At 67.3% G+C, this 23,580-nt stretch carries 21 protein-coding genes; 10 read left to right on the plus strand and 11 right to left on the minus strand.

Annotated features, from left to right (window positions below):
- Nucleotides 1-98: 98 nt before the first annotated feature.
- Genes AC3ENO_RS03680 through dut form a run of 3 tightly spaced genes read right to left on the minus strand, consistent with a single transcriptional unit; the run spans nt 99 to nt 1,947 of the window.
- Nucleotides 99-854 (minus strand): DUF3159 domain-containing protein, encoded by a 756-nt coding sequence (locus AC3ENO_RS03680; RefSeq protein WP_434969256.1) that lies wholly within the window; start codon nt 852-854, stop codon nt 99-101.
- Nucleotides 851-1,480 carry a DUF3710 domain-containing protein gene (locus tag AC3ENO_RS03685; RefSeq protein ID WP_434969257.1) on the minus strand — a complete coding sequence of 210 codons (630 nt, stop codon included), beginning with the start codon at nt 1,478-1,480 and terminating at the stop codon, nt 851-853. Before AC3ENO_RS03685 ends, AC3ENO_RS03680 begins: the two co-directional genes overlap by 4 nt.
- Complete coding sequence (dut, locus tag AC3ENO_RS03690) at nt 1,477-1,947, minus strand: dUTP diphosphatase (RefSeq protein WP_434969258.1); 471 nt, start codon at nt 1,945-1,947, stop codon at nt 1,477-1,479. Before dut ends, AC3ENO_RS03685 begins: the two co-directional genes overlap by 4 nt.
- 24 nt (nt 1,948-1,971) lie before the next feature.
- Here dut and AC3ENO_RS03695 point away from each other — a divergent pair, with 24 nt between their 5' ends.
- Nucleotides 1,972-2,442, plus strand: a complete 471-nt coding sequence (locus AC3ENO_RS03695) for a DUF3093 family protein (protein WP_434969259.1) — start codon at nt 1,972-1,974, stop codon at nt 2,440-2,442.
- 28 nt (nt 2,443-2,470) lie between these two features.
- On the opposite strand, the gene AC3ENO_RS03700 is transcribed toward AC3ENO_RS03695, so the two are convergent.
- A complete protein-coding gene (locus AC3ENO_RS03700; protein ID WP_228178831.1) occupies nt 2,471-2,764 on the minus strand; it encodes a DUF4193 domain-containing protein in 294 nt (97 codons plus the stop codon).
- Nucleotides 2,765-2,983: 219 nt separating this feature from the next.
- On the opposite strand from AC3ENO_RS03700, the gene sepH reads away from it, so the two are divergent.
- A complete protein-coding gene (gene sepH / locus AC3ENO_RS03705; RefSeq protein ID WP_434969260.1) occupies nt 2,984-4,030 on the plus strand; it encodes a septation protein SepH in 1,047 nt (348 codons plus the stop codon).
- Nucleotides 4,031-4,033: 3 nt separating this feature from the next.
- Here sepH and AC3ENO_RS03710 read toward each other — a convergent pair whose 3' ends face one another.
- Nucleotides 4,034-5,155, minus strand: a complete 1,122-nt coding sequence (locus AC3ENO_RS03710; RefSeq protein WP_434969261.1) for an alkaline phosphatase family protein — start codon at nt 5,153-5,155, stop codon at nt 4,034-4,036.
- 72 nt (nt 5,156-5,227) lie between these two features.
- Here AC3ENO_RS03710 and AC3ENO_RS03715 point away from each other — a divergent pair, with 72 nt between their 5' ends.
- The gene (locus AC3ENO_RS03715) at nt 5,228-7,687 is read left to right on the plus strand and encodes a DNA gyrase/topoisomerase IV subunit A (protein ID WP_434969262.1); all 2,460 of its coding nucleotides are present in this window, start codon (nt 5,228-5,230) and stop codon (nt 7,685-7,687) included.
- An 87-nt stretch (nt 7,688-7,774) separates the two neighbouring features.
- On the opposite strand, the gene AC3ENO_RS03720 is transcribed toward AC3ENO_RS03715, so the two are convergent.
- Nucleotides 7,775-9,847: a DNA gyrase/topoisomerase IV subunit B gene (locus AC3ENO_RS03720; RefSeq protein ID WP_434969263.1), complete on the minus strand. Its 2,073-nt coding sequence runs from the start codon at nt 9,845-9,847 to the stop codon at nt 7,775-7,777.
- A gap of 165 nt (nt 9,848-10,012) precedes the next feature.
- On the opposite strand from AC3ENO_RS03720, the gene AC3ENO_RS03725 reads away from it, so the two are divergent.
- Both AC3ENO_RS03725 and AC3ENO_RS03730 read left to right on the plus strand, forming a co-directional pair.
- The gene (locus AC3ENO_RS03725) at nt 10,013-10,228 is read left to right on the plus strand and encodes a DUF7455 domain-containing protein (RefSeq protein WP_434969264.1); all 216 of its coding nucleotides are present in this window, start codon (nt 10,013-10,015) and stop codon (nt 10,226-10,228) included.
- Nucleotides 10,229-11,245, plus strand: coding sequence for a sugar-transfer associated ATP-grasp domain-containing protein (locus AC3ENO_RS03730; RefSeq protein ID WP_434969265.1), 1,017 nt, complete (start codon nt 10,229-10,231; stop codon nt 11,243-11,245).
- Nucleotides 11,246-11,248: 3 nt separating this feature from the next.
- Here the strand turns inward: AC3ENO_RS03730 and AC3ENO_RS03735 are convergent, their stop codons facing one another.
- From AC3ENO_RS03735 to AC3ENO_RS03745, 3 genes are all read right to left on the minus strand, one after another.
- Nucleotides 11,249-11,947, minus strand: coding sequence for a coenzyme F420-0:L-glutamate ligase (locus AC3ENO_RS03735; RefSeq protein ID WP_434969266.1), 699 nt, complete (start codon nt 11,945-11,947; stop codon nt 11,249-11,251).
- Nucleotides 11,944-13,326: an RNA polymerase sigma factor gene (locus AC3ENO_RS03740; RefSeq protein WP_434969267.1), complete on the minus strand. Its 1,383-nt coding sequence runs from the start codon at nt 13,324-13,326 to the stop codon at nt 11,944-11,946. The genes AC3ENO_RS03735 and AC3ENO_RS03740 overlap by 4 nt, the downstream gene beginning before the upstream one ends.
- Nucleotides 13,327-13,583: 257 nt before the next feature.
- Nucleotides 13,584-14,501: a proteasome assembly chaperone family protein gene (locus AC3ENO_RS03745; protein WP_434969269.1), complete on the minus strand. Its 918-nt coding sequence runs from the start codon at nt 14,499-14,501 to the stop codon at nt 13,584-13,586.
- A gap of 83 nt (nt 14,502-14,584) precedes the next feature.
- On the opposite strand from AC3ENO_RS03745, the gene AC3ENO_RS03750 reads away from it, so the two are divergent.
- From AC3ENO_RS03750 to sucB, 3 genes are all read left to right on the plus strand, one after another.
- Nucleotides 14,585-16,069 (plus strand): leucyl aminopeptidase, encoded by a 1,485-nt coding sequence (locus AC3ENO_RS03750; protein ID WP_434969270.1) that lies wholly within the window; start codon nt 14,585-14,587, stop codon nt 16,067-16,069.
- Entirely contained in the window at nt 16,066-17,439 is a 1,374-nt protein-coding gene (gene lpdA / locus AC3ENO_RS03755) for a dihydrolipoyl dehydrogenase (RefSeq protein ID WP_434969271.1), read from the plus strand. Before AC3ENO_RS03750 ends, lpdA begins: the two co-directional genes overlap by 4 nt.
- 62 nt (nt 17,440-17,501) lie before the next feature.
- Nucleotides 17,502-19,217, plus strand: coding sequence for a 2-oxoglutarate dehydrogenase, E2 component, dihydrolipoamide succinyltransferase (sucB, locus tag AC3ENO_RS03760; RefSeq protein ID WP_434969272.1), 1,716 nt, complete (start codon nt 17,502-17,504; stop codon nt 19,215-19,217).
- A 35-nt stretch (nt 19,218-19,252) separates the two neighbouring features.
- Here the strand turns inward: sucB and AC3ENO_RS03765 are convergent, their stop codons facing one another.
- A complete protein-coding gene (locus AC3ENO_RS03765) occupies nt 19,253-20,611 on the minus strand; it encodes a hypothetical protein (RefSeq protein ID WP_434969273.1) in 1,359 nt (452 codons plus the stop codon).
- A 158-nt stretch (nt 20,612-20,769) separates the two neighbouring features.
- On the opposite strand from AC3ENO_RS03765, the gene AC3ENO_RS03770 reads away from it, so the two are divergent.
- Nucleotides 20,770-21,480, plus strand: a complete 711-nt coding sequence (locus AC3ENO_RS03770; RefSeq protein WP_434969274.1) for a DUF4191 domain-containing protein — start codon at nt 20,770-20,772, stop codon at nt 21,478-21,480.
- A 25-nt stretch (nt 21,481-21,505) separates the two neighbouring features.
- On the opposite strand, the gene AC3ENO_RS03775 is transcribed toward AC3ENO_RS03770, so the two are convergent.
- A complete protein-coding gene (locus tag AC3ENO_RS03775) occupies nt 21,506-21,901 on the minus strand; it encodes an RDD family protein (RefSeq protein WP_434969275.1) in 396 nt (131 codons plus the stop codon).
- Between the two features lie 127 nt (nt 21,902-22,028).
- Between AC3ENO_RS03775 and glnA the strand changes: the two genes are divergently transcribed.
- A complete protein-coding gene (gene glnA, locus AC3ENO_RS03780; RefSeq protein WP_434969276.1) occupies nt 22,029-23,453 on the plus strand; it encodes a type I glutamate--ammonia ligase in 1,425 nt (474 codons plus the stop codon).
- The last annotated feature ends 127 nt before the right edge of the window (nt 23,454-23,580 follow it).

The raw sequence follows: 23,580 nt of genomic DNA on the forward strand, positions 1-23,580 counted from the left end.
TGCGCTCCCCATCTTGTTCGTCCCCCCCAAGGCCTGCCAGCAAGGTGAGCCTTACTCGCCTGGGAGAGAAAAGTATCTTGACGTCGAGATAAATCCTATCACTCGGTCCGACTCGGATACAGCACGCGCACGACGAGCCAGGTGACCGCGATGAGGGGCGCGAACAGCGGGATGCCCATCAGCAGCTTCGTCGTCCCGAGCGCGGTCACGTCCCCGGCGAAGTAGAACGGCAATTGGACGATCAGACGAGCCGCGAACAGCGCCGCCCACGCGATCGCGAGCCAGAAGAAGACCCGGCGCTTGCGCGGATCGCGTCTCCATGCCGTCCCCTCCCCCATGAGGAAGCCCACGGCAAGGCCGATGAGTGACCAACCGACCAGAGCCGACACCAGGAACGCCGATCCGTACACCCCGTTGGTGATGAAACCGAGGACGAAATTGTCCTCGGCCCGGCCGGTCCACAGAGCAAGCGCCGCGGCGGCCGCGGCAGCGATCAATCCCCCGAGCGCGGCGTTGACGGAAGAACGGGCGATGAGGCGCACGGCCGTGAACACGACTGCCAATCCGACAGACACCCCCAGCGCGAGCAGCAGCTCACTAGTGAGCGTGTAGAGCACGAGGAACGCGAGGCTCGGCAGCACCGACTCGAGGATGCCGCGCCAGCCTCCGATGGCGGCCCATACCGCGCGCCGCGCGGTCACGTCCTGCGCCGGATCCAGGCCTGCCCGACGCGCAGCCTCGCCGAGAGCGGCGCTCACGGCATCCGAGACTCGGGGCTGCTCGTCGCCGGAGACCGGCTGAGCACTGCCCGGTTCGTGCGCCGGGGCCTGTTCGCGTTCGCCGCCGGTGTTCACGCGTTGCCCGGTGTGGCCGGCATCCGCAGCGGAATCAGGTCACGAGGGGGCATGGGTGTCGTGCCCCGTACGACGACGATCGAGCGGAAGAGGTCTTCGACCTGAGCGGCAGCATCGATGTCCGTCGCCGCCGCACCGCCGATGACCCCGCGCAGGAACCACCGAGGTCCGTCGACACCCACGAAACGCGCGATGCGCGTTCCTGCCGAGGGATCCGTGCCGGCGATGACCGGCACCTCGGCCAGCAGCTCCGGTCCGAGCGCACCCTGGCGCTCCTCGACGCGCCCGCCCTGCTGGCGGATCTGAGCTCGGATCTGCTCCCGGGTCTCGTTCCACAGGCCCGTCGACCGAGGAGCCGCGAACGCCTGGACCTGAAGGGTCGAGCCGGCGTAGTCGAGACCGACAGCGACGATGCGCTTGGTCTGTTCCTCCACCTCCAGGCGCAGGTTCAACCCCTCCCGCGGCAGGATCTTGACCGCGCCGAGGTCGATGTAGGGGCGAACGGCGCGGGCCTCAGCTTCGTCGAAAGGCCCCGACTGCTCACGGTCGGCCGGAGCGGACTTGGCATCCTTCTCGGCGCCGTCTGCTGCCCCTTCGGCGGCCTGACCGTCGATCTGCTCCGTCATTGCGCACTCCGTTCCATGCCGTCAACGGTACCGCCGACGTAACCGGTCGAGCCGAAACCGCCCTCACCGCGCACACTCTCGGGCAGCTGCTCCACGGGGACGAACCGCGCGACGGTCACGGGCATCACGATCATCTGCGCGATGCGGTCCCCGACGGCGATCTCATACGCGTCACGCGAGTCAGTGTTGAGCAGACACACCTTGATCTCACCGCGGTAACCGGCATCGACAGTGCCGGGCGCGTTGACAACTGTGATGCCGTGCTTGGCCGCGAGCCCGCTGCGCGGTACGACGAACGCCGCGTACCCCTCGGGCAGCGCGATACGCACGCCCGTGCCCACCAGCGCCCGCTCCCCCGGCTCAAGGCGAACGGCCTCCGCGGCGATCAGATCCGCGCCCGCGTCACCGGGGTGGCTGTATGTCGGCAGGTGGGCGGCGATAATGGGGATGTCCACGGATGGGGTCACGCAACGAGGGTAGTGCAGAACACGATGGCGACCACGAGAGTCCAGACCGCAGCTGTCTACCAGGAACGGTTGGGGCCGTCATTGTGGGTGATCGTCTCGGCGGCGGTCCTCGCCCCGATGGCCGCGCTCGTTCTGGCTCCCATCGACACGACAGTCGCGCTCATCGTCGGGGCCGCGGTCGGGATTCTGGCGATCGCCGTTCTGGTGTGGCTGAGTCCCGTAGTCCGCGTTTCTGACGGACGCGTGCGCGCGGGCCGTGCGTGGATCGCCGCACACTTCCTGGGTGAACCCGTCGCCCTCACGGGCGAAGACGCGAGGCTGGCACGCGGGCCCGGCTTGGATGCAACGGCGTGGCACCTGATCCGCGGAGGCATCGACGGTGTTGTCGTCGTTCCCGTTGTCGACCCCGACGATCCCGCGCGCGCATGGGTCATCTCAAGTCGGACGCCGGACCGGCTCGCGGCCGCGATCCGATATGCGAGATCGCCCCACTAGAGAGCCCGTACCGGGGCGCGACCTTCGGTCAGGCCGCGCACTCCTTGCAGATGATCCCCACGGCCTCTTCGTGGTCGACCTGTGACCGGTGCTTCACCAGGAAGCAGCTCGCGCAGGTGAACTCGTCCTGCTGCGGGGGCAGCACGACGACGTCGAGTTCGAGGTCGGAGAGATCCGCGCCGGGCAATTCGAAGCCGGACGGGTTGTCCGAGTCATCGACGTCGACCGAACCCGACATCTTGTCGGGGACCCGCTCCTTGAGCGCCTCGATGGACTCGCTGTCGTCGTCGCTCTTGCGGGGGGCGTCGTAGTCGGTGGCCATTCCTGGGGATCTCTACTTCCGTTACGTGATGCTGTGGTGCGGTGCTGCGGGGCCGCGGTGGGCGGCGATAGTTTGCACGACGGATGCGGATTTCGCAAATGCTCGCACCGTGCGCCGACGTGAACGAAACCGACGGCGCGCGACGGATATTCCCTTGGGCAGCCGGCCGGTGTGTCAGCATGGGGCCGACACGCCGAAGCGGCACGGAAGGAGTGGGGGATGGAACAGCTCAAAGTCATCGCGACGGAAGACGATCAGCTCATCCTCGCCACGGAGTCGGGCGACAGGTTCACGCTCGCGCTCGATGACGCGCTGGCATTCGAGGTGCGCCGGGCACGCCGTGCGCGCGATGCCGACGCCACCGCGGCCAGGCCCAGTCCGCGTGACATCCAGACCCAGATTCGCGCCGGCCTCAGCGCCGAGGAAGTCGCCGAGCTTCTCGGTGCGCGAGTCGAGGACGTGCGCCGGTTCGAGGGCCCCGTGCTCGCTGAACGTGAGCACGTGCTCGCCCAGGCGCTCGCTGTCCCCGTGCTCGTGTCCGCGGAGCTGGAACCCGACGGTGAGTCCACATTCGGCGCCGCCGTTCGCGCCAAGCTCGCCGAGGCAGGCGCAGTCGCCGAACGGTGGAGCAGCTGGAAGGACACGACCGGCTGGGTGATCAAGCTCGAATTCCGAACCGGCGAGGTCGAGCGCGACGCGCGGTGGAGCTTTGACCCCCGCCGCACGACGCTGTCTCCGCTCAACGCGGACGCGACCCAGCTGTCGAGGCAGGGAGCGCTGCCGGAGGGCCTCATCCCCCGGCTTCGCGCGCTGGACCCGTCGCCGTCCAAAGACGATTCGCGCTTCGATTCCGGTGCGTTCGGACCGCGCCGGGACGACGAGCAGGCACGGGAGAACGAGCGTCCCGCCGAGCGCACACCCGAACGGGCGAGCGCCGCCGTCCGGGAGGCTGCGACAAAGCGCGCCGCAGACCCCGTCGTGACGACCTCTCCCGAGACCGCCGATCTTCTCGAAGCCCTGCGTCGCCGGCGCGGACAGCGGGAAGCGGCTCCGGACGCCGCGGCCGAGGATGCCGAACGCGCGCCAGTTGCGCTGTTCGACGCGCTCGAGCCGGGCTATGACGAGACAACGACGCCGCCCGCACCCGTGGCGGAAGAAGAGCCTGCTGACCTCGAGGCCACTCAGCTTTCATCGTCGCGTCGACGTGGTCGGTCATCTCTTCCGACCTGGGATGAGATCGTCTTCGGTGCCCGATCCGATGAGTAGGCGTCAGCCGGCGTAGGCGCCCGCGCGAAGAAGCGGCACGACCGCTTCGTCGAGGGTCAGCGATCCGTGCTGGCCAACCATGCGTTGCGCTGATGTGTCGGCGAGGCGGTTGTCGTAGTATGCGACGCGCGCCCTGGCGGCGATGAGCACATCGCCGATCCGTGGCGCCACGCTCTCGTCGACGGTCCCGAACACGCCCGACGCGATCGCTTCGCCGCGGGTCATGACCCAGGCTCGCTCCCCCTCGGCCGCACGCCACACTCCCGCCACCGCATCCGCAGACTGGGGATGGGTGTAGAGGTGCAGCATTCGGGGCTCCCCCGCGATCTGCGCGACGCCCTCCAACCGGGCGTCTCCGTCGTCGAGGAGCACGTGACGGTGCGCCGAGACATCGACCATGCCGTGATCCGCGGTGATCAGGACACCCGCCTGAGGCGCTGCGCGTACGAGGTCACGCAGCGCCCCGTCCACGCGCTCCAGCTCATCGGTCCAGGCCGCCGACTCCCAGCCGACGCGATGCCCGATTCCGTCGAGCTCGGGGACATAGAGGTAGATGAAGCTCCCCGGATGCTGCGCGGCGACGGCACCAGCCCGCGCGATCCGTTCCCCGACGTCGGAAACCCCGATGAACTCGGCGCCGTCGGTCGTGCCGCGGGTGAAGCCCGTCGTCGCGAAGTCCGGCTTCGAAACGACGTACGCGGACCCCGTCCCGGACGGCGACCGGGTGAGCGGCACGGCGCGCTGCCAGTCATCCGGCAGGTCGCCGTCCTCCCACCCGTGGAGCAGATTCGCGATGCGGCCCGTTTCCGGCACACGGACGCGGTATCCGACCATGCCATGCGCTCCGGGATCGGTGCCGGTCAGCAGCGTCGTGAGCGCACTGGCCGTCGTCGAGGGAAAGGTCGTGCGGGCGATCTCACGCGGACCGGCAAGGCTCGCAAGGAACCGTGCGTGTCCCGCACGCGCGCGCAGCTGCGCCGCTCCCACCCCGTCGAGCATCACAAGGATGGCGCTTCGCGCGGGGCGGAGCCAGTCGCCTGCGCCCTGCAGTGACCGGAACATCTCAGGGACGACGCCGGTGAGGCTCCGGGTTCTCGGCGAGTGCGCAGGTAGTGTGATCGGCATCCAAGCCAGTCTCCCACGCGCCCCTTTCGCGGGGGGCCGAGGTGCGTCCATCCGAGCGCTCGAGGTTTCGTCATGCCGTCTTCCCGTCCCACCACACCCGCCGAGGTCACCGAGCGGATCGAGGATGTCGACGTCGCGGCCGAAATGCAGGGCTCGTTCCTCGAGTACGCCTACTCGGTCATCTACTCGCGCGCGTTGCCGGATGCGCGTGACGGCCTGAAGCCCGTGCAGCGCCGCATTCTCTTCCAAATGGCTGACATGGGGCTTCGCCCCGATCGCGGCCATGTCAAGAGCTCGCGCGTGGTCGGCGAGGTGATGGGGAAGCTTCACCCCCACGGCGACGCCGCGATCTACGACGCGCTTGTGCGTCTGGCACAGCCGTTCTCCCTGCGCGTGCCCCTTGTGGACGGCCACGGCAACTTCGGCTCCCTCGACGACGGGCCGGCGGCGCCCCGATACACCGAGGCGCGGCTCGCTGCGCCGGCGCTCGCGCTGACGGAGAACCTCGACGAGGACGTCGTCGACTTCATCCCGAACTACGACGGGCAGTTTCAACAGCCCGCCGTTCTTCCCGCCGCGTTCCCGAACCTCCTGGTCAACGGAGCCTCGGGGATCGCCGTGGGCATGGCCACCAACATGGCACCGCACAACCTCATCGAAGTGGTCGCGGCTGCCGTGCATCTGCTCGAACACCCCGACGCGAGCGTCGAGGACCTCATGGAGTTCGTCCCCGGGCCCGACTTCCCGTCCGGGGGCATCATCGTCGGCCTCGAGGGCGTCAAGGATGCCTACACGAAAGGCCGCGGCTCCGTCCGCACCCGCGCAAAGGTGTCGATCGAGTCCCTCGGGCCACGGCGGACAGGGCTCGTCGTCACCGAGCTGCCCTACCTCGTGGGGCCCGAGCGCGTCATCGAGAAGATCAAGGATGCCGTCACTTCGAAGAAGCTGCAGGGAATCGCCGACGTCACTGACCTGACGGATCGTCACCGCGGTCTGCAGCTGGTCATCGGTATCAAGACGGGCTTCGATCCGAATGCGGTCCTCGAACAGCTGTACCGTCTCACACCGCTCGAAGACTCCTTCGGCATCAACAACGTCGCTCTCGTCGAGGGGCAACCGCAGACGCTCGGGCTCAAGGAGATGCTCGAGGTCTACGTCGGTCACCGAATCGAGGTCGTGACGCGGCGCAGTCGGCACCGACTCGGCAAGCGGCGTGAGCGGCTGCACCTGGTCGAGGGCCTGCTGATCGCCATCGTCGACATCGACGAGGTCATCCAGGTGATCCGCGGCTCCGACGACGGCGAGCAGGCGCGTACTCGCCTGATGGAGGTCTTCGACCTTTCGCAGCCCCAGGCGGAGTACATCCTCGAGCTGCGACTGCGGCGACTCACGCGGTTCTCCCGCATCGAACTCGAGCAGGAGCGCGACGCGCTCAAGGCGGAGATCGCCGAGCTCGAGGCGTTGCTTGCGAGCGATCGCCTGATCCGCGCACAGGTGGCGACGGAGCTGGATGCCGCCGCCGAAGCGTTCGGGACGCCGCGCCGCACTCTCCTGCTCAACGGCGGTCCGGTCACACCGCGGTCGAGTTCGAAGAAGCCGGTCGATCTACAGATCGCCGACACCCCATGCCGTGTCTTCCTCTCGGCAACCGGGCGTATGGTCCGCGCTGACCTGGACGAGGGCGCGCCCGGCCAAGGAATCGTCTCGCCCACCCGCCGATCGAAGCACGACGCGATTCGAAGCGTCGGAGACGCCACCACCCGCGGACACCTCGGCGCGCTCACCACCCGCGGGCGGCTCGTCCGGTTCACCCCCGTCGACCTCCCGTCCGTGCCGGGCAACGCCGTGCATCTGGCAGCCGGAACCCGGGCAGATCAGTACCTCGGACTGTCAGGCGGCGAGCACGTCGTCGCTCTCGTCCCGCTCGAGGGCACGATCCCGCTCGCCCTGGGTACCGCTCAAGGCGTCGTCAAGCGGGTCCTGCCCACCGAGATCGCTGCCCGCGATGAGATTGAGATCATCGCGCTCAAGCCCGGTGACGTGGTCGTCGGCGGAGCGCTGGCACCGGATGACGCCGAACTGCTGTTCGTCACCGATGACGCACAGCTGCTGCGGTTCGACGCCGGCACGGTGCGGACGCAGGGACGTGCCGCAGGTGGCATGGCAGGCATCCGGCTCGCCTCCGGCGCCAGCGTCATCGGCTTCTCGGTGGTCCCGGCGTCGCAGACAGGTGATGCCGTCGTGGTGACCGTGGCCGGAAGCGCCGGGGCTCTGGCAGGTGCCGACGCCAGTTCCGGAAAGGTCTCCGCGCTCACAGAGTTTCCTCCGAAGGGGCGTGCGACCGGCGGCGTCCGGGCACATCGCTTCCTCAAGGGCGAGGATCGATTGGTGCTGGCATGGGCGGGCTCCGATCCGCGGGCGGTGGCACAAGACGGTGCTCCGCGAACACTTCCCCCCGCGGGCGCCAAGCGTGACGCATCCGGCGTCGCGCTCGAGGCGGGTGTCACCGCGATCGGCACCGTCGTGCGATGACGACCGGGCTGGCGCTCAGGACCCGACCAGTGACGGCGATCAGAGACACTCAGCAACGCGCTCAGCGACCGCGCTCAGCAACCGCGCTCAGGCGTCGATGCGCTCGCGAGCAAGCCGATCGGCGGAATCGATCAGGAACTCACGCCGCGGCGCGACGTCGTTGCCCATGAGCAGTTCGAACACGGATGCGGCGGACTCGGCATCCTGCACCCGCACGCGCCGCAGGGTACGGCCAGCGCGATCCATCGTGGTCGTGGCCAGCTGCTCCGCGTCCATCTCTCCGAGACCCTTGTAGCGCTGGATGGGTTCCTGCCAGGTACGGCCGGCCTTCGTCAGTCGGCTCAGCAGCGCGTGCAGCTCCGCCTCGCTGTAGGTGTAGATCGTCTCGTTCGGTTTCGCACCCGGGTGGCGCACCACCACGCGGTGAAGCGGCGGCACCGCGGCAAACACCCGGCCTTCCTCGATGAGCGGGCGCATGTAGCGGAAGAACAGCGTGAGCAGCAGTGTTCGGATGTGGGCACCGTCCACGTCGGCATCACTCATCAGAATGACCTTGCCGTAACGCGCGGTGCTGATGTCGAAGGATCGTCCTGAGCCGGCGCCGATCACCTGGATGATCGACGCGCACTCCGCGTTCGAGAGCATGTCGCTGATCGACGCCTTCTGCACGTTGAGGATCTTTCCGCGGATCGGGAGCAACGCCTGATATTCGCTGTTTCGCGCGAGCTTGGCGGTGCCCAGCGCCGAGTCGCCCTCGACGATGAACAGCTCTGAGTCCCCGACATCGTTGGAGCGGCAGTCCACGAGTTTGGCAGGAAGCGACGACGATTCCAGGGCGTTCTTGCGCCGCTGCGTCTCCTTGTGGGCGCGAGCGGATATCCGCGCCTTCATCTCGGCGACGACCTTCTCCAGCAGCTGCGAGGTCTGCGCCTTGTCGTCTCGCTTGGACGACGTGAACCTCGCGGTCAACTCGCGTGCGACGACGTTCGAGACGATCTGGCGAACTGCCGGTGTCCCGAGCACCTCTTTGGTCTGGCCCTCGAACTGCGGTTCGGGCACCCGCACGGTGAGCACGACAGTCAAGCCCGCGAGAATGTCGTCCTTGTCGAGCTTGTCATTGCCGACTTTCAGGCGGCGCGCGTTCTGCTCCACCTGCGCGCGGATGACCTTCATCACGCCTGCCTCGAAACCCTGCTGGTGCGTTCCGCCCTTCGGCGTCGCGATGATGTTCACGAATGAGCGCATCGTGGTCTCGTATCCGGTGCCCCAACGCACCGCGACGTCGACCTCGCACGACCGTTCGAGTTCGGTCGGCACCATGGCGCCGGATGACTGCAGAACCGGCACGGTCTCGGTGAATGTCCCGGTGCCCTGCAGTCGCCACGTATCGGTCACTGCCGCGTCCGGGGCGAGGAACTCCGCGAACTCCGAGATGCCGCCGTCGAAACGGTACTCCGTTGTCACGGGCGCCTCGGGATCACGCTCGTCGGTGATCGTGATGGCCAGCCCCGGAACGAGGAACGCGGTCTGCCGGGCACGCTGTTGCAGATCCTCGAGTGAGAACGCGGCGTCACGAGTGAAGATCTGACGGTCGGCCCAGTAGCGGATGCGCGTTCCGGTCACCCCCTTGGGGGTCTTGCCGACCACGCGCAGCGTCGAGCTCTTCTCGAAGGGCGTGAACGCCGCATCCGGTGACGGGCCCGCGAACTCCCCCGGTTCACCGCGGTGGAAGGACATCGCCCACGTCTTGCCGCCCCGGTCGACCTCGACATCGAGGCGCTCCGACAATGCGTTCACGACGGATGCCCCGACGCCGTGCAAGCCACCGGATGCGCTGTACGAGCCGGAACCGAACTTCCCGCCCGCGTGGAGTTTCGTGAAGACGACCTCGACGCCCGACAATCCGGTGCGCGGTTCGATGTCAACGGGGATGCCGCGCGCGCGATCGCGCACCTCGACGCTCCCGTCGGCGTGCAGCACGATCTCGATCGTCGAGCCGTGACCGGCGAGAGCCTCATCGACCGAGTTGTCGATGATCTCCCACAAGCAATGCATCAGGCCCCGAGAGTCGGTGGATCCGATGTACATCCCGGGGCGCTTGCGGACGGCCTCCAGTCCCTCGAGCACCTGGAGGTGATGGGCGGAGTATTCGGCGGTCACAATCGTTCAGACTACGTCGCCCGCACCCCACCGCCGGGAGCCACGCGGCGGCCCCGAGCGTCGTACGCGCTCAGCGAAATGTGACCCGTTCACGGCATACCCGAAACATCCCCGTGGTTGTATGTCATGACACCGCCAGGAGTGACGCACCGAGGAGGCATGACCATGGCTACCGTTTCCCCCGCAGAAATCGACGTCATCGAGAGCCGTCTGACCGCCGCCGACCGCTGCGACTCGTGCGGAGCTCAGGCCTACATCGCCGCCGAGGTCAACGGTAGCGAATTGCTGTTCTGCGCACACCACGGACGTCGCTACGAAGAGAAGCTCCGCGAGGTGGCCACGAGCTGGCACGACGAGACCCACCGCCTCAGCGCTGACTGAATGGCTTCGCTCGATCCGCGGACGCGGATGCGCTATCGGGCTGCGCGTGCCCGGCGCATAGACATCCGGGCCCTGTGGCAGCGTGCGCGCGAAACCGCCCAGGAGCATGACAAATGGACTCCGGCGATCCTCGCCGACATGCTCTGGTCAGCTGGCGTGCGGCAGGTCGGTTTCCAGGACTACGTCGACTATGACTTCGCGATTCTCAATCGCGAAGAACGCGCGACATACATGACGCACCCGGTGTCCAACGAGCTCTCGCAGCGCTACGACGATCCTCGCTTTCGCGCTCTCTTTCACGACAAGATCGCGTTCAACCGGACGTTCGCTCCGTTCCTTCGCCGTGAGTGGATGACCATCACGCCGGAGAACGCGGCGGAACTGCGCGATTTCGTCGAGCGCAACGGAACCGTTGTCGTGAAGGAGCCGATCGGTCAAGCCGGGTCCGGCGTGCACCGCTACCACGCCGAAGACGTGACGGACTGGACGATGTTTCACCGCGGCCTGCTCGAGCGCGGCGAACTCTTGGCCGAGGAGGTCATCACGCAGCATCCGACGCTGGCGTCGTTCTGCCCGGGCACCGTCAACACGACGCGAGTGACAACGTTCTTCGACGGCGAGCGGACACACATCCTCGCCATGGCCCAGAAGTTCGGGCGCGGTGCCGTCAGCGACCAGATGAGCTTCGGAGGGTTCTACTCGATGCTCGACGACCACGGAAGGGCACTGGGCCCCGGCTACGACTCACACGGACACGTGCACGAGTTCCACCCCGACACCGGAGAGCGCATTGCGGACTTCGTCCTGCCGATGCTCGACGACGTGACCGCCTTCATCGACGAGGTCGCGCGGGTCGTCCCCACCGTGCGGTACGTCGGCTGGGACATCGTCGTGTCACCGACAGGTCCGGTGCTGGTGGAGGGCAATTGGGCCGCCGGGGTGTACGAGAACAAGCCGAGCGTCACCGGCATCCGCACCGGGCACAAACCTCGCTACCGCGCTGCGATCGGGTTCTGACCCTCAGGCGGAGCGAACGATACCGAGGGGCGTGGACTGGTGTCCCTGGCCCAGGGGGTTATCGCGCAGCACCGCGAGCAGCGTCTTCTCCTCTGCCTTCGACAGGGTCGAGCCGAGGATGTTCCCGCCGAGGTCGTTGATATCGACGATGGCCACCTCAACGCCCTCGGGGAGCAGACCCTTCAGGTGGTGCGCGACGTCTCGAGGGCGCTCCGGGCCGAGCACGACAGCGCTGTTGTACGGGGGGATCGTGCCGCTTGTCGGACCGTCGATCGCGCGAGCCCGGTCACCGGCGATCCGGTAGAAGTCGCCGGAACGCCCGAACGCCTTCGTCACTGCCGAGACCGCCGCGGCGAACAGGATGCGCGGCGTGCCGCACTCGCGCAGGGCCATCTCCATGGTCTCGGGCATGCCGAGGCCGATTCCGTAGGGCGTTCGCGTCACGTACCGCGACAGGAATCGCGCAAGCTTGCGCGGCTCGATGTCCTCGACGGCGAACGAACGCCCCTGAGTGATGGCGACGATCTTCTCGGTGACGAACAGGGTGTCGCCCGTTGCGGCGTACTCGAGGGCGTACTCGCGGATGATGTCATCCAGGTCATCGCCGGGCATCACCACGCGCGTGCGGATCGGAATCCGCCGATAGCGCGCGCCGTCGATCTCGACTTCGAGCGCTTTGCCCTCGTTGGCGACGCCGGTCATTCCAGATAGTCCCGCAGCGACTGCGACCGCGACGGGTGGCGAAGCTTGGCCATCGTCTTGGACTCGATTTGTCGGATCCGTTCCCGGGTCACGCCGAACGTGTCGCCGATCTGGTCGAGCGTCTTGGGCTGACCGTCACCGAGCCCGAAGCGCATGCGGATGACACCCGCCTCACGCTCGGACAGGGAATCCAGCAGCGACTCGAGCTGACGCTGCAGCATCGTGAATCCGACGGCATCCGCCGGCACGACCGCCTCGGTGTCTTCGATGAGATCACCGAACTCGCTGTCGCCGTCCTCACCGAGCGGGGTGTGCAGCGAGATCGGCTCGCGGCCGTACTTCTGCACCTCGATGACCTTCTCGGGAGTCATGTCCAGCTCGCGGCTGAGTTCTTCGGGGGTGGGCTCCCGACCGAGGTCCTGCAGCATCTGGCGCTGCACGCGGGCGAGCTTGTTGATGACCTCGACCATGTGCACCGGGATGCGGATGGTGCGCGCCTGGTCGGCCATGGCGCGCGTGATCGCCTGACGGATCCACCACGTGGCGTACGTGGAGAACTTGAAGCCCTTCGTATAGTCGAACTTCTCGACGGCACGGATGAGGCCGAGGTTGCCCTCCTGGATGAGGTCGAGGAACTGCATCCCGCGGCCCGTGTAGCGCTTGGCGAGAGACACGACCAGGCGCAGGTTCGCGCCGAGCAGGTGGCTCTTGGCGCGCTGACCATCGCGCGCGATCCACTGCAGGTCCAGACCGAGCTGGCTCGACTTCTCGGCCGGGCTCATGTTCGACAGCTTCTCTTCGGCGAACAAGCCCGCCTCGATGCGCATCGCCAGCTCGACTTCTTCGGCCGCGTTCAGCAGCGGAACCTTGCCGATCTGCTTCAGGTAGTCCTTGACCGGGTCGGCAGTGGCCCCGGTGATCTGCGTGGAATAGATCGGGACGTCATCCTCGTCGTTCGAGGTGATGACGATGGCGCCACTCGGGAGCGGCTCGGTGAAGACAGGCTTACCGGGCGTCTCGTCGTCGTCCGAATCGTCGTCGCCGTCCGCGGTGTTCTTCGATTCGGGCGCATCGACCGCGTCGTCGGACGGCGCGGCGTCGGATGATTCGTCGTCCGTGCTGTCGTCGTCGCTATCGATGTCGGCTTCGTCGAGTTCGACGTCGTCATCGATCTCGTCCGACTCGTCGTCTGAGTTCTTCGCGCCTGCCTTCTTCGGGTTGGCCTTGCCTCCCGCGGCGCCGCTACGCTTCTTGGCGGCGGCCGGACGCTTGCGGGCCGGCGTCGTCGCGACCTCGTCGTCGCGCTCGATCTCGGGAGCCAGCTCGTCCGCTTCGGCCTTCTTGGCGCGCGTGCGGGTGGATGTCGTGCTTGCGGTCACGTTTCGCCTCTCAGCGCACGGCGATCTTGTTGCCGCGCTGTTGGTTTCGGACGCTAGTAAGACCCTTGTCAAGTCCCACGGCGTCTCACGGCCAGGGTGACAATGGGTCGAACCACCATTGTCTCATACTCCGCCCGCGCTCCCCGGCCCACTCCCCCGGCCTGCGCGAACGTCTTGTGAAGAGAACCGCGGCGTTGATCCCCGTATTCCCAGACGCCGGAATCTCGCAACCGACCGGCTCGTGGCGGGAGCGGTGTTCAGCCCTTGTCGTCGTCGCCGGCGGGGCGGGTTGCCAGGTAACGCTCCAGCTCGGCGGCGATCTCATCCGCCGTCGGAAGGTCGCCGGTGTGGATGATCGGCGTCGCGTTGGTCGCGCCGGCCATATATGCGTCGTAGCGCTCCTCGAGGGACTCGATCATTCGCTGCAGTTCATCGCTGCCGCTCACCTGCTCCTGAACCTTCTCGAGGTACTCCCGATTCTCGTCGCGCAGCTCTTCACCGGCGAAGACGAGGCCCGTCGCGATCGTGATGCTGTCCAGTGCAGCCAGCGCCGCTGCGGGGAACTGTGTATCTGCGAGGTAGTGAGGGACGAGAAGAACGAAACCCGCGACATCCGCGCCCGTTTCAGCGAACCGGTACTCCACGAGGTGCCCTACGGTCGCCGGTACCTGCGTTTCGGGCTGCCACACCGAGTGCGCAGCCGTCAGCTCGGTCCGCGTGCCGCTGACGGTCGTTCCCAGCGGGCGGGTGTGGGGCACGGGCATCGGAATGGCATGCACCCACGTCACGCTCGAGACCTCGAGTTCGGCCGCGAGGTCGAGGACTGCCGCCGTAAAGGTGTCCCACGCGAAGTCCGGCTCATAGCCGGTGAGCGTGATGAACGGTTGACCGAGCGAATCGTGCACGAGTGAGAGCTCCAGCCGCGGCGGCCGGTAGTCGGTGAGGTGGTCGTGCTCGAAGGAGATCACGGGGCGACGGGCGCGGTAGTCGAGCAGGATGTCGTTCTCGAACACGGCGATCGGCGTCGGCTCCAGCTCTTCCCGCACGTACGAGATCACCCTGCTCACCGCGGATCCCGCGTCCGTGAAACCGGTCAGTGCAATCACCAACGGCAAACCGGCGGGCACCGGCGGAGCGCTGGCGACGCGGTGGTAGACGGGTACCGACAGAGTCATGCCACCATGCTAGGCGCGCGCTCACGTCGACTGCCCCGTCGCGTGCCGCTCATAGCGAACAGGCCCCGACCTAGGATGAGGTCATGGCCTGTCCTGTCGTCGAATTCAGCGAAGCCCCGGTAACCGAACACGACGCAGAGGCGGTGTTGATCGTCATCCCGCTCCTTTCCGCCACGAGCGGGGACGACTGGGCGTCCCTTCCGGGCCTGCGCGAGACCCTCGAGTCGATCGGCTTCACGGGCTCTACCGGAAGCTATGCGCGCGTCGCTGCCCCTCAGCTGTTCACGGCCCCGCTCGCCGTTGTCGGATCCGGTTCCGAGCGGGACGCGGCATCGGTTCGGAACGCCGTGGGTGTCGGATGCCGCACTCTCACCGGGTTCGCTACCGTCGCCGTCGCGACGCCCTTCCACCCGACGCTCGAGGCGACACTCGCCGCGGCCGAGGGCGCCGGACTCGGCGGCTACAGCTTCGCGAGCTTCAAGAAGGAACAGCCCAAGCCTCGCGCCACCCGCGTCACCGTTCACAGTGCCCATGCGGTCACCGACGAGGACGCAGCCCAGGTCCGCGCCGCGATCGAGGCCGTCGCTCTGGTGAAGGATCTGGTGACGACTCCCGCCGCCGCGCTCGGACCGGCTGACATGGCCGCGATGGCACAAGAGCTCCTGGCGGGCCTGCCCGCGACGGTGCGCGTGTGGGACGAAAACGCCCTCGCCGACGACGGATTCGGCGGAATCCTCGGCGTCGGCCGAGGCTCGACGCGGCCGCCGCGGCTCGTGCGCGCGGAGTATGCCCCGGATAACGCGACCCGCCATATCGCGCTCGTGGGCAAGGGCATCGCGTTCGACTCCGGTGGACTGTCGCTCAAGCCCGCTGCCGGCATGGTCGACATGAAGTACGACATGTGCGGCGCCGCGACGGTTCTGGCCGTGCTGCGCGCCGTCGCGGCACTCGGGGCGCCCGTGCGGGTGTCGGCCTGGCTGTGCCTTGCCGAGAACATGCCCTCGGGGACGGCCACGCGCCCGGGTGATGTCCTGAGGATCGCTGACGGCACCACGGTGGAAGTACTTAACACGGATGCGGAAGGCCGGCTCGTCCTCGCTGACGGTCTCGTTGCCGCACGTCGCGAGAATCCGGATCTGATCGTCGATGTGGCAACGCTCACGGGCGCGATCACCACCGCGCTGGGAACACGGCACGCCGGAGTGATGGGCGATGACGATGCTGTGGCTCGATACCTGGCGGCAGCAGGCCGCGTCGACGAACTGGCCTGGCAGATGCCGCTGCCCGACCACATGGTCGACGAACTTGACTCTCCCATCGCTGATCTGCGCAACGCCAAGGTCGGGGATCCCGCCGGCGGATCCCTGTTCGCAGGCCTGTTCCTGCGCCACTTCGTCGGAACGCAGGAGAGCGCGGATGGCACGGGCACTCGCATCCCGTGGGTTCATCTCGACATCGCCGGCGTGGGCATGAACAAAGGAGGCCCGTTCGGATTCACCGACAAAGGCCCCACCGCGGCCACCACCCGCAGTCTCATCGAGTTCGTGCTCAGCGAGGCGCAGCGATGAGCGAGGACGCATTCGACGTCGTCGTTCTCGGCGGCGGATCCGGTGGCTACGCCGCCGCACTTCGCGCGCGAGAGCTCGGTCGCACGGTCGCCCTCGTCGAACGTGACCAGGTGGGCGGAACCTGCCTGCACCGTGGCTGCATCCCCACCAAGGCGCTCCTGCATGCCGGTGAAGTCGCGGATGTCGTTCGGCATGCGGACCACCATGGCGTGCGGGCGAGCTTCGAGTCCGTCGACATGCTTGCCGTGCACGAGTACCGACGCCGCATCGTGAGCAAGAAACACGCCGGACTGACGAGCCTGCTCTCTTCGCGCGGAGTCGTGACAGTGCCGGGCGAAGGTCGTCTCGAGCCCGATCGCCGCGTCCGTGTCGGAGAACGTGTTCTCACCGGATCAGACATCGTCCTCGCGACCGGGGGCCGATCCCGGGAGCTTCCCCAGGTCCCTGTGGGAGGGCGAGTGCTCAGTAGTGATACCGCGCTCGAACTCGCAGAGGTTCCGCACTCGGTCGTGATTCTCGGCGGCGGAGTGATCGGAGTCGAGTTCGCCAGCCTTTGGCGGTCGTTCGGGGCAGAGGTCACGATCGTCGAGCCCCTCTCGCGCCTCCTGCCCGCAGAGGACGAAGCCAGTAGTGCGGCGCTTCTGCGTGCCTACCGCAAGCGCGGGATCGAAGCGACACTCGGGGTGTCATCCACCGAGGTGATCGCCGGGTCCGATGAGGTGACGGTGGCCCTTTCGAACGGCTCGAGTCTCACCGCCGACGTCGTGCTCGTCGCCGCGGGCCGTATGCCTCGCACGTCCGGTCTGGGCTTCGAGGATGCCGGCGTCGAGCTGAGCGACGGATTCGTGGTGACGGATGCCGAGCTACGCACGACCGCCCCGCATGTGTGGGCGGTCGGGGACATCGTCCGCGGCCCTCAGCTGGCGCACCGTGGGTTCGCCCACGGCATTGCTGTGGCAGAGCGCATTGCGGGTCAGTCGGTGGCTCCCCTCGATGACACGACGGTTCCCCGCATCGCCTACTCCAGCCCGGAGGTCGCGTCCGTCGGCCTGACGGTGGCCGCGGCGATCGAACGATTCGGCAAGGACGCGGTGCAGGTCGCCGAGATTCCGCTAGCTGCCAACGCGAAGAGCGAGATCCTCGGAACGTCCGGGTTCGCGAGGGTGGTGCGCCGCCGCGACGGCCCTGTGCTGGGCGTGCACATGGTGGGTGACCGGGTCGGCGAGCTGATCACGGAGGGCCAGTTGCTCGTCGGGTGGGACGCCCATCCCGAAGACGTTGCGCCCTTCATCCACGCCCACCCGACCCAGAGCGAGGCGCTCGGTGAAGCGCTCCTCATGCTCTCGGGCAAACCGCTGCACGCGCTCTGACGACGCTGCCACGGGAATCACTAAGCTGGAAACGACATCGGCATGCTGAAGGAGACAAACTGATGAGCACTTCCGTGGTCCTCCCCGCACTCGGCGAGAGTGTCACCGAGGGAACGGTCACCCGCTGGCTCAAGAAGGTCGGAGACACGGTTCAGGCCGATGAGGGGCTTCTCGAGATCTCGACCGACAAGGTCGACACCGAGATCCCGTCGCCCGTCTCGGGCGTGATCGAAGAGATTCTCGTAGACGAAGACGAGACCGTCGAGGTCGGGGCGATTCTGGCCAAGATCGGCGACGGTTCGTCCGCGCCGTCCTCGGATGCCCCTGCGCAGGAGGCGCCCGCGGAAGCGGCGGCGCCTGAGCAGCCTGCGGCTCCGGAGCCAGAGGCCACTGCGCCCGCAGCAGAGCCCGCGCCCGCCGCGGCACCGGCTGCGGATGCTGCACCCTCGGGTGAGGGCAAGGACGTCGTGCTTCCCGAACTCGGCGAAAGCGTGACCGAAGGCACCGTGACCCGCTGGCTCAAGTCCGTCGGCGACGCTGTCGAGGTGGATGAACCGCTGCTGGAGATCTCGACCGACAAGGTCGACACCGAGATCCCCTCCCCCGTCGCCGGGACCATCCAGGAGATCCTCGTGCAGGAGGACGAGACCGTCGCGGTCGGCGCGACCCTCGCCCGGATCGGTGATGCGGCTGCGTCGACGCCGGCCCCCGCCGAGGCCCCCGCACCGAAGGCCGAGCCCGCCCCCGAGGCGAGCACGCCCCAGCCGGAGCCGGAGAAGCCCGCCGCACCCAGCCGCACGGCCGAGACGCCGGCGACCTCTTCCGAGGTCACCGAAGCGGCCGCCGCCGACGCCGGGACTGAGGGTGAGGGTGAGGGCAAGACCTACGTCACGCCGCTGGTACGGAAGCTCGCCCAGGAAAAGGGTGTGGATCTGTCGAGGGTGAAGGGCTCCGGCGTAGGAGGACGCATCCGGAAGGAGGACGTGCTCGCGGCCGCCGAGTCGGCGACTGCTCCTGCATCCGCCTCGCAGGCCCCTGCCCGTGCCGCGCGCGAGGTCTCCGAGCTTCGCGGCACGACGCAGCCGATGTCGCGCCTGCGGAAGGTGCTGTCGGAGCGCGCGGTCGCGTCGATGCAGTCGACGGCGCAGCTGACCACCGTCGTCGAGGTCGACGTGACCAAGCTCGCGTCGTTCCGCGATGCCGTCAAGGGCGATTTCCAGAAGAAGACCGGCGACAAGCTGTCGTTCCTGCCCTTCTTCGCGCTTGCCGCCGCGGAGGCTCTCCAGGCCTACCCCGTGATCAACGCCACGGTGGACGAGGGATCGATCGTGTACCCCGCGACGGAGAACCTCTCGATCGCCGTGGACACCGAACGAGGGCTTCTCACTCCGGTGCTGCGGGATGCCGCGACGAAGAACCTCGCGCAGATCGCACACGAGATCGCCGACCTGGCCGCGCGCACCCGCGAGAACAAGCTCAAGCCTGACGAGCTCGCGGGAGGAACGTTCACCCTTACCAACACAGGCTCACGCGGCGCGCTCTTTGACACGCCTGTCGTCTTCCTGCCGCAGTCGGCGATCCTGGGCACGGGAACCGTCGTCAAGCGACCCGGTGTCGTCCAGGTCGACGGCAAGGATGCGATCTCGGTGCGCTCGTACGTCTATCTCGCGCTGTCCTACGACCACCGGATCATCGACGGCGCCGATGCGGCACGCTTCCTCGGCGCGGTGAAGTCGCGTCTGGAAGAAGCGGACTTCACTGGCGACCTGGGGATCTGACAACTGACGGAGTAGTTCAGGGTCGCGTCGTGCGACTACGACGATGGCTGCTGCGCGAGGTCGAGTACCTCCCGCAGCAGCCATCTGTCATCATGTCGGGCCACGACGATCAGTTGCGGCGCGTAGCCGTCAGCCTCCGCGCGGATCACGGCGACATCGCCGTATTCATCGACGAGGTGCAGTGAACGCTCGATGGCGGGCGCCGTAGCGGCTCCCGCCGAGACGGTCAGATCCGCACGCTCGGCAATCGTCTGGATGCAGGCGGCATCGCCCCCACACGTGGTCACGGCATCCAGCATCTGCGCGGTGACGCGCGGCAGATCCGTCGCGGCCGCTTCCGCCTGTTCGCCGGCGCTGTCCGGAGCGCTCGCCAGCGACGCGTCCGGGCTCGCTGTGCCGCGTGGGTCGGCGACCGCGACCTCCTCCAGCGGACTCTCCGATCCGGGGACGAAGACCGTGAACGCTCCCGCGAGCACCGCCCCGACGACTGCCGCCGCGGCCAGGATTCGCCCACGGCGCCGTGGGCGATTGGTCACCGGTGTCCGGCGCAATGCGCGCAGTGCGCCGCGCGCTGACGCGGCCACGTCGGAGAGTGTTTCCTGCCAGCCGCCATCCCCGCCGCGCACGAGACGATCGAAGGCCCCCGGCTCGATGTCCCGCGATGCGACCGGTGAGGATCGCCACGCGGCATCACCATCCGCCGCGCCCGCGGAGGGTGGGAGCCGCATCGGCGCGTCCGCATCAGAGCAGGGACGCAACGGCCCGGGCTCGGCCCACTCGAAGACGGCACGTTCACAGGCGTCGATCCCGCCGCTGCGTGCATCGTCCGCGAGCACGAGTGCGATGATCGCCTCCAGTGCGGCGCCGCCGTGAGCATCATCGACGCGGAGGCGACGCAGGATGCGGCACGCACCCGCATCCGCCCGTTCTCCACCGGGGAGGATCGCGAAGACGGGTCGGGCGGTCGACGACAGCCACCAGGCGCCGCACGCTTCGTGACCCCCGGCGGTGCGCAGCTCAGATACTCCCCGCAGAAGACTGATCATGATGGTGGCGCACTCGGCAGGCGTCAGCGGCGCACGCGCGGCCTCCCTCGCGTCGATGTACACCTCGAGGGGCTCCCGACAGGCTTCGACCAGCGCTCCGGTCGCCGCATCCGAGCCTGAGGCCCCCATGTGCACGGCGTCGATCGCCCGAAGCACATGGGTGTCCTCCCGAGGGGTCCAGAACAGCTCCCCGACGGGTATCTGATCCGGGTCAACGAGCAGATGAACGCCGGTCGGGCTGCGAACGAGCGTCCCCGCGTACGGCGACTCGCGGACAGTCACGCGCCGCAGCGGTGTGAACGCGATCAGGAGAGGATCCTCGGTCCACGCGGGCGTTGTCTCGCTCATGTGTTCAGCCTGGTCGGGGGCGAGGGGCTACGCGGCGCCGGCAGCGCGGATGCGGACAAGGACAGAACCACGCGTGCTGGGGAGGAACGCTGAGGGTTCTGCGCCTACCCGCCGGCCGTCGACCAGTGACGACCGTCGCGCCCGGGTAGTCTGGAGGGATGGCAGCACGCGCGTCCTCCTCGAGCCGGAGACCGGGATTCTTCTCCCAGCTCCGAACCCTCTACACGTTCACGCAGCAGACCTACCGCGGTCTTCCCTGGATGCTCGTCGGCGTCGTACTCGCCGGCACAGCGCTGGGTGTCGGTCTCGGATTCTTGATCCCGCCGGTGGCTGTCTGGAGTGTCATCCTCTGGGGTGTCACGGGTCTGCTCTTCGGCATCCTGATGGGCCTCACGCTCACCACCCGACTCTCGACACGTGCCATGTACAAGCGGATCGATGGTGTTCCCGGTGCCACGGGACATGTCATCTCCACGTCGCTCGGACGCGCTTGGCAGGCAAACGAGACCCCCGTGGGCGTGAACCCGAAGACCCAGGAAGCGGTCTACCGCGTCATCGGCCGAGGCGGCGTCGTGATCATCGGCGAGGGCGCACGGGGTCGCCTGACCCGCCTGGTCAACGACGAGCGCCAGAAGGTGGCTCGAGTCGCGTCGGGCGTCCCGCTGACCGTGCTCTACGTTGGGCACGGAGAGGACGAGGTGCCCATCTCGAAGCTCGCGACGACGATCAAGAAGCTTCCCAAGAAGATCGACCGCGCCACGATGGCCGCAGTCATCAAGCGTGTCGACTCGGTGTCCCAGTCGCTCACCTCGCTGCCGATTCCGAAGGGTATCGACCCCACGAAGGTTCGGGCACCGCGCCCTCGCTGAACCCGCCCGGTCGCTTCGCTGGCTCTCAGCGGCTGCGGAGCAGAACGGTTCCCGCCGCCTTGTCGTGCAGTCCCCGTTGGTCGGCATCCCAGATGACGGCGGGGATGACGATGATCAGCAGAAGCGTACGGATGATGGGCCGCCACACACCCACCCAGCCGCCTCCGACGCGCTGGAGGGTCAGACCGAAGATGCGATGACCCGGGCTGCCCTGCAGTGTCGGGAGAAACGCGATCTGGATCAACGCGAAGATGGCGAGGATCGCCAGCGGATCCCACGCGAAAAACCCCGAGATGAGGTAGGCCGCGCCGTAATCGACGAAGAGGGCACCGACCCGACGGCCGAGGCGCCCGATCGACCCCGGACCAGACTCGGGCACGCCGAGCCGCTCGCCGGGATAACTCTGCGAATCTGACGTCACTGCATGAGCCTATCCGGGGCCCTCGTAACATGCTCGAAACAATAGGGACACGGCAGGGCAATCCCCACCCACTAGCGTTCTGGGAAACCCGACACGGGTATCACCACGCCCTACCTCTGGAGTCTTCATGTTCAAAGATTCATCCGAGGTGCTGAAGTTCATCAAGGACGAGGACGTCAAGTTCCTCGACATCCGTTTCACGGACCTCCCCGGTGTGCAGCAGCACTTCAACATTCCGGCATCCACCGTCGACGAGGACTTCTTCACCGTCGGCCAGTTGTTCGACGGCTCCTCGATCCGGGGGTTCGCGAACATCCACGAGTCGGACATGCAGCTGATTCCGGACGTGACGACGGCGTACCTCGACCCGTTCCGTGAGGCGAAGACGCTCATCATGGTCTTCGACATCTACAACCCTCGCACGGGCGAGATCTACCACAAGGACCCGCGCCAGGTCGCGAAGAAGGCGGAGAAGTTCCTCGCCTCCACCGGCATCGCCGACACCGCCTACTTCGCGCCCGAGGCGGAGTTCTACATCTTCGACGACGTGCGCTATGAGGTGACGCAGAACTCGAGCTTCTACTCGGTGGACTCGTCCGAAGGCGCCTGGAACACCGGCCGCGAAGAAGAGGGCGGCAACCTCGGCAACAAGACTCCCTACAAGGGCGGATACTTCCCGGTCTCCCCCGTCGACAAGACGGCCGACCTCCGCGATGACATCTCGCTGAAGCTCATCGAGGCGGGCCTCCAGCTCGAGCGCGCCCACCACGAGGTCGGCACCGGCGGTCAGCAGGAGATCAACTACAAGTTCGACACGATGGTCCACGCGGCCGACGACATCTTGAAGTTCAAGTACATCGTCAAGAATGTCGCTGAGCAGTGGGGGAAGGTCGCGACCTTCATGCCGAAGCCCCTGTTCGGTGACAACGGCTCGGGTATGCACACCCACCAGTCCCTCTGGCTCGAGGGCAAGCCGCTGTTCTACGACGAGGCCGGCTACGCTCAGCTCTCCGACACCGCCCGCTGGTACATCGGCGGTCTGCTGGCACACGCGCCGTCGGTTCTGGCATTCACCAACCCGACGCTGAACTCTTACAAGCGTCTGGTGAAGGGCTACGAGGCACCGGTCAACCTGGTCTACTCGGCCGGTAACCGTTCGGCGGCGGTCCGCATCCCGATCACGGGGTCGAACCCGAAGGCCAAGCGTCTCGAGTTCCGTGCTCCCGACTCGTCAGGAAACCCCTACCTCGCGTTCGCTGCGCAGCTCATGGCCGGTATCGACGGCATCCTGAACCGCATCGAGCCGCACGAGCCCGTCGACAAGGACCTCTACGAGCTTCCTCCCGAGGAGGCGAAGCTCATCCCTCAGGTGCCGAACTCGCTGCTGGACTCGCTTGAGGCCCTGCGCGCCGACCACGAGTTCCTGCTGCGGGGCAACGTGTTCACGCCCGAACTCATCGAGACCTGGATCGAGTACAAGTTCGAGAACGAGATCCAGCCGATCAACGCCCGTCCTCACCCCTTCGAGTACGAGCTGTACTTCGGGGTCTGATTCCGGGAGGCCCTCAGAGCCACACTTCCGGTTCTTGAGACCAGCAATTTACTGAGCCCCAGGCGGCAGTTGCCGTCTGGGGCTCAGTCTATCTCTGGACGTTTACGGACGGCTACGGGTAGTAAAC

Source organism: Microbacterium sp. bgisy207 (assembly GCF_057706855.1).

What these genes read in the sequence shown, in the direction of transcription:
- AC3ENO_RS03685 (WP_434969257.1), bottom strand. Translation starts at nt 1,480, where the DNA reads ATGACGGAGCAGATCGACGGTCAGGCCGCCGAAGGGGCAGCAGACGGC.
- AC3ENO_RS03695 (WP_434969259.1), top strand. Translation starts at nt 1,972, where the DNA reads ATGGCGACCACGAGAGTCCAGACCGCAGCTGTCTACCAGGAACGGTTG.
- AC3ENO_RS03700 (WP_228178831.1), bottom strand. Translation starts at nt 2,764, where the DNA reads ATGGCCACCGACTACGACGCCCCCCGCAAGAGCGACGACGACAGCGAG.
- sepH (WP_434969260.1), top strand. Translation starts at nt 2,984, where the DNA reads ATGGAACAGCTCAAAGTCATCGCGACGGAAGACGATCAGCTCATCCTC.
- AC3ENO_RS03710 (WP_434969261.1), bottom strand. Translation starts at nt 5,155, where the DNA reads ATGCCGATCACACTACCTGCGCACTCGCCGAGAACCCGGAGCCTCACC.
- AC3ENO_RS03715 (WP_434969262.1), top strand. Translation starts at nt 5,228, where the DNA reads ATGCCGTCTTCCCGTCCCACCACACCCGCCGAGGTCACCGAGCGGATC.
- AC3ENO_RS03725 (WP_434969264.1), top strand. Translation starts at nt 10,013, where the DNA reads ATGGCTACCGTTTCCCCCGCAGAAATCGACGTCATCGAGAGCCGTCTG.
- AC3ENO_RS03730 (WP_434969265.1), top strand. Translation starts at nt 10,229, where the DNA reads ATGGCTTCGCTCGATCCGCGGACGCGGATGCGCTATCGGGCTGCGCGT.
- AC3ENO_RS03735 (WP_434969266.1), bottom strand. Translation starts at nt 11,947, where the DNA reads ATGACCGGCGTCGCCAACGAGGGCAAAGCGCTCGAAGTCGAGATCGAC.
- AC3ENO_RS03745 (WP_434969269.1), bottom strand. Translation starts at nt 14,501, where the DNA reads ATGACTCTGTCGGTACCCGTCTACCACCGCGTCGCCAGCGCTCCGCCG.
- AC3ENO_RS03750 (WP_434969270.1), top strand. Translation starts at nt 14,585, where the DNA reads ATGGCCTGTCCTGTCGTCGAATTCAGCGAAGCCCCGGTAACCGAACAC.
- lpdA (WP_434969271.1), top strand. Translation starts at nt 16,066, where the DNA reads ATGAGCGAGGACGCATTCGACGTCGTCGTTCTCGGCGGCGGATCCGGT.
- sucB (WP_434969272.1), top strand. Translation starts at nt 17,502, where the DNA reads ATGAGCACTTCCGTGGTCCTCCCCGCACTCGGCGAGAGTGTCACCGAG.
- AC3ENO_RS03765 (WP_434969273.1), bottom strand. Translation starts at nt 20,611, where the DNA reads ATGAGCGAGACAACGCCCGCGTGGACCGAGGATCCTCTCCTGATCGCG.
- AC3ENO_RS03770 (WP_434969274.1), top strand. Translation starts at nt 20,770, where the DNA reads ATGGCAGCACGCGCGTCCTCCTCGAGCCGGAGACCGGGATTCTTCTCC.
- glnA (WP_434969276.1), top strand. Translation starts at nt 22,029, where the DNA reads ATGTTCAAAGATTCATCCGAGGTGCTGAAGTTCATCAAGGACGAGGAC.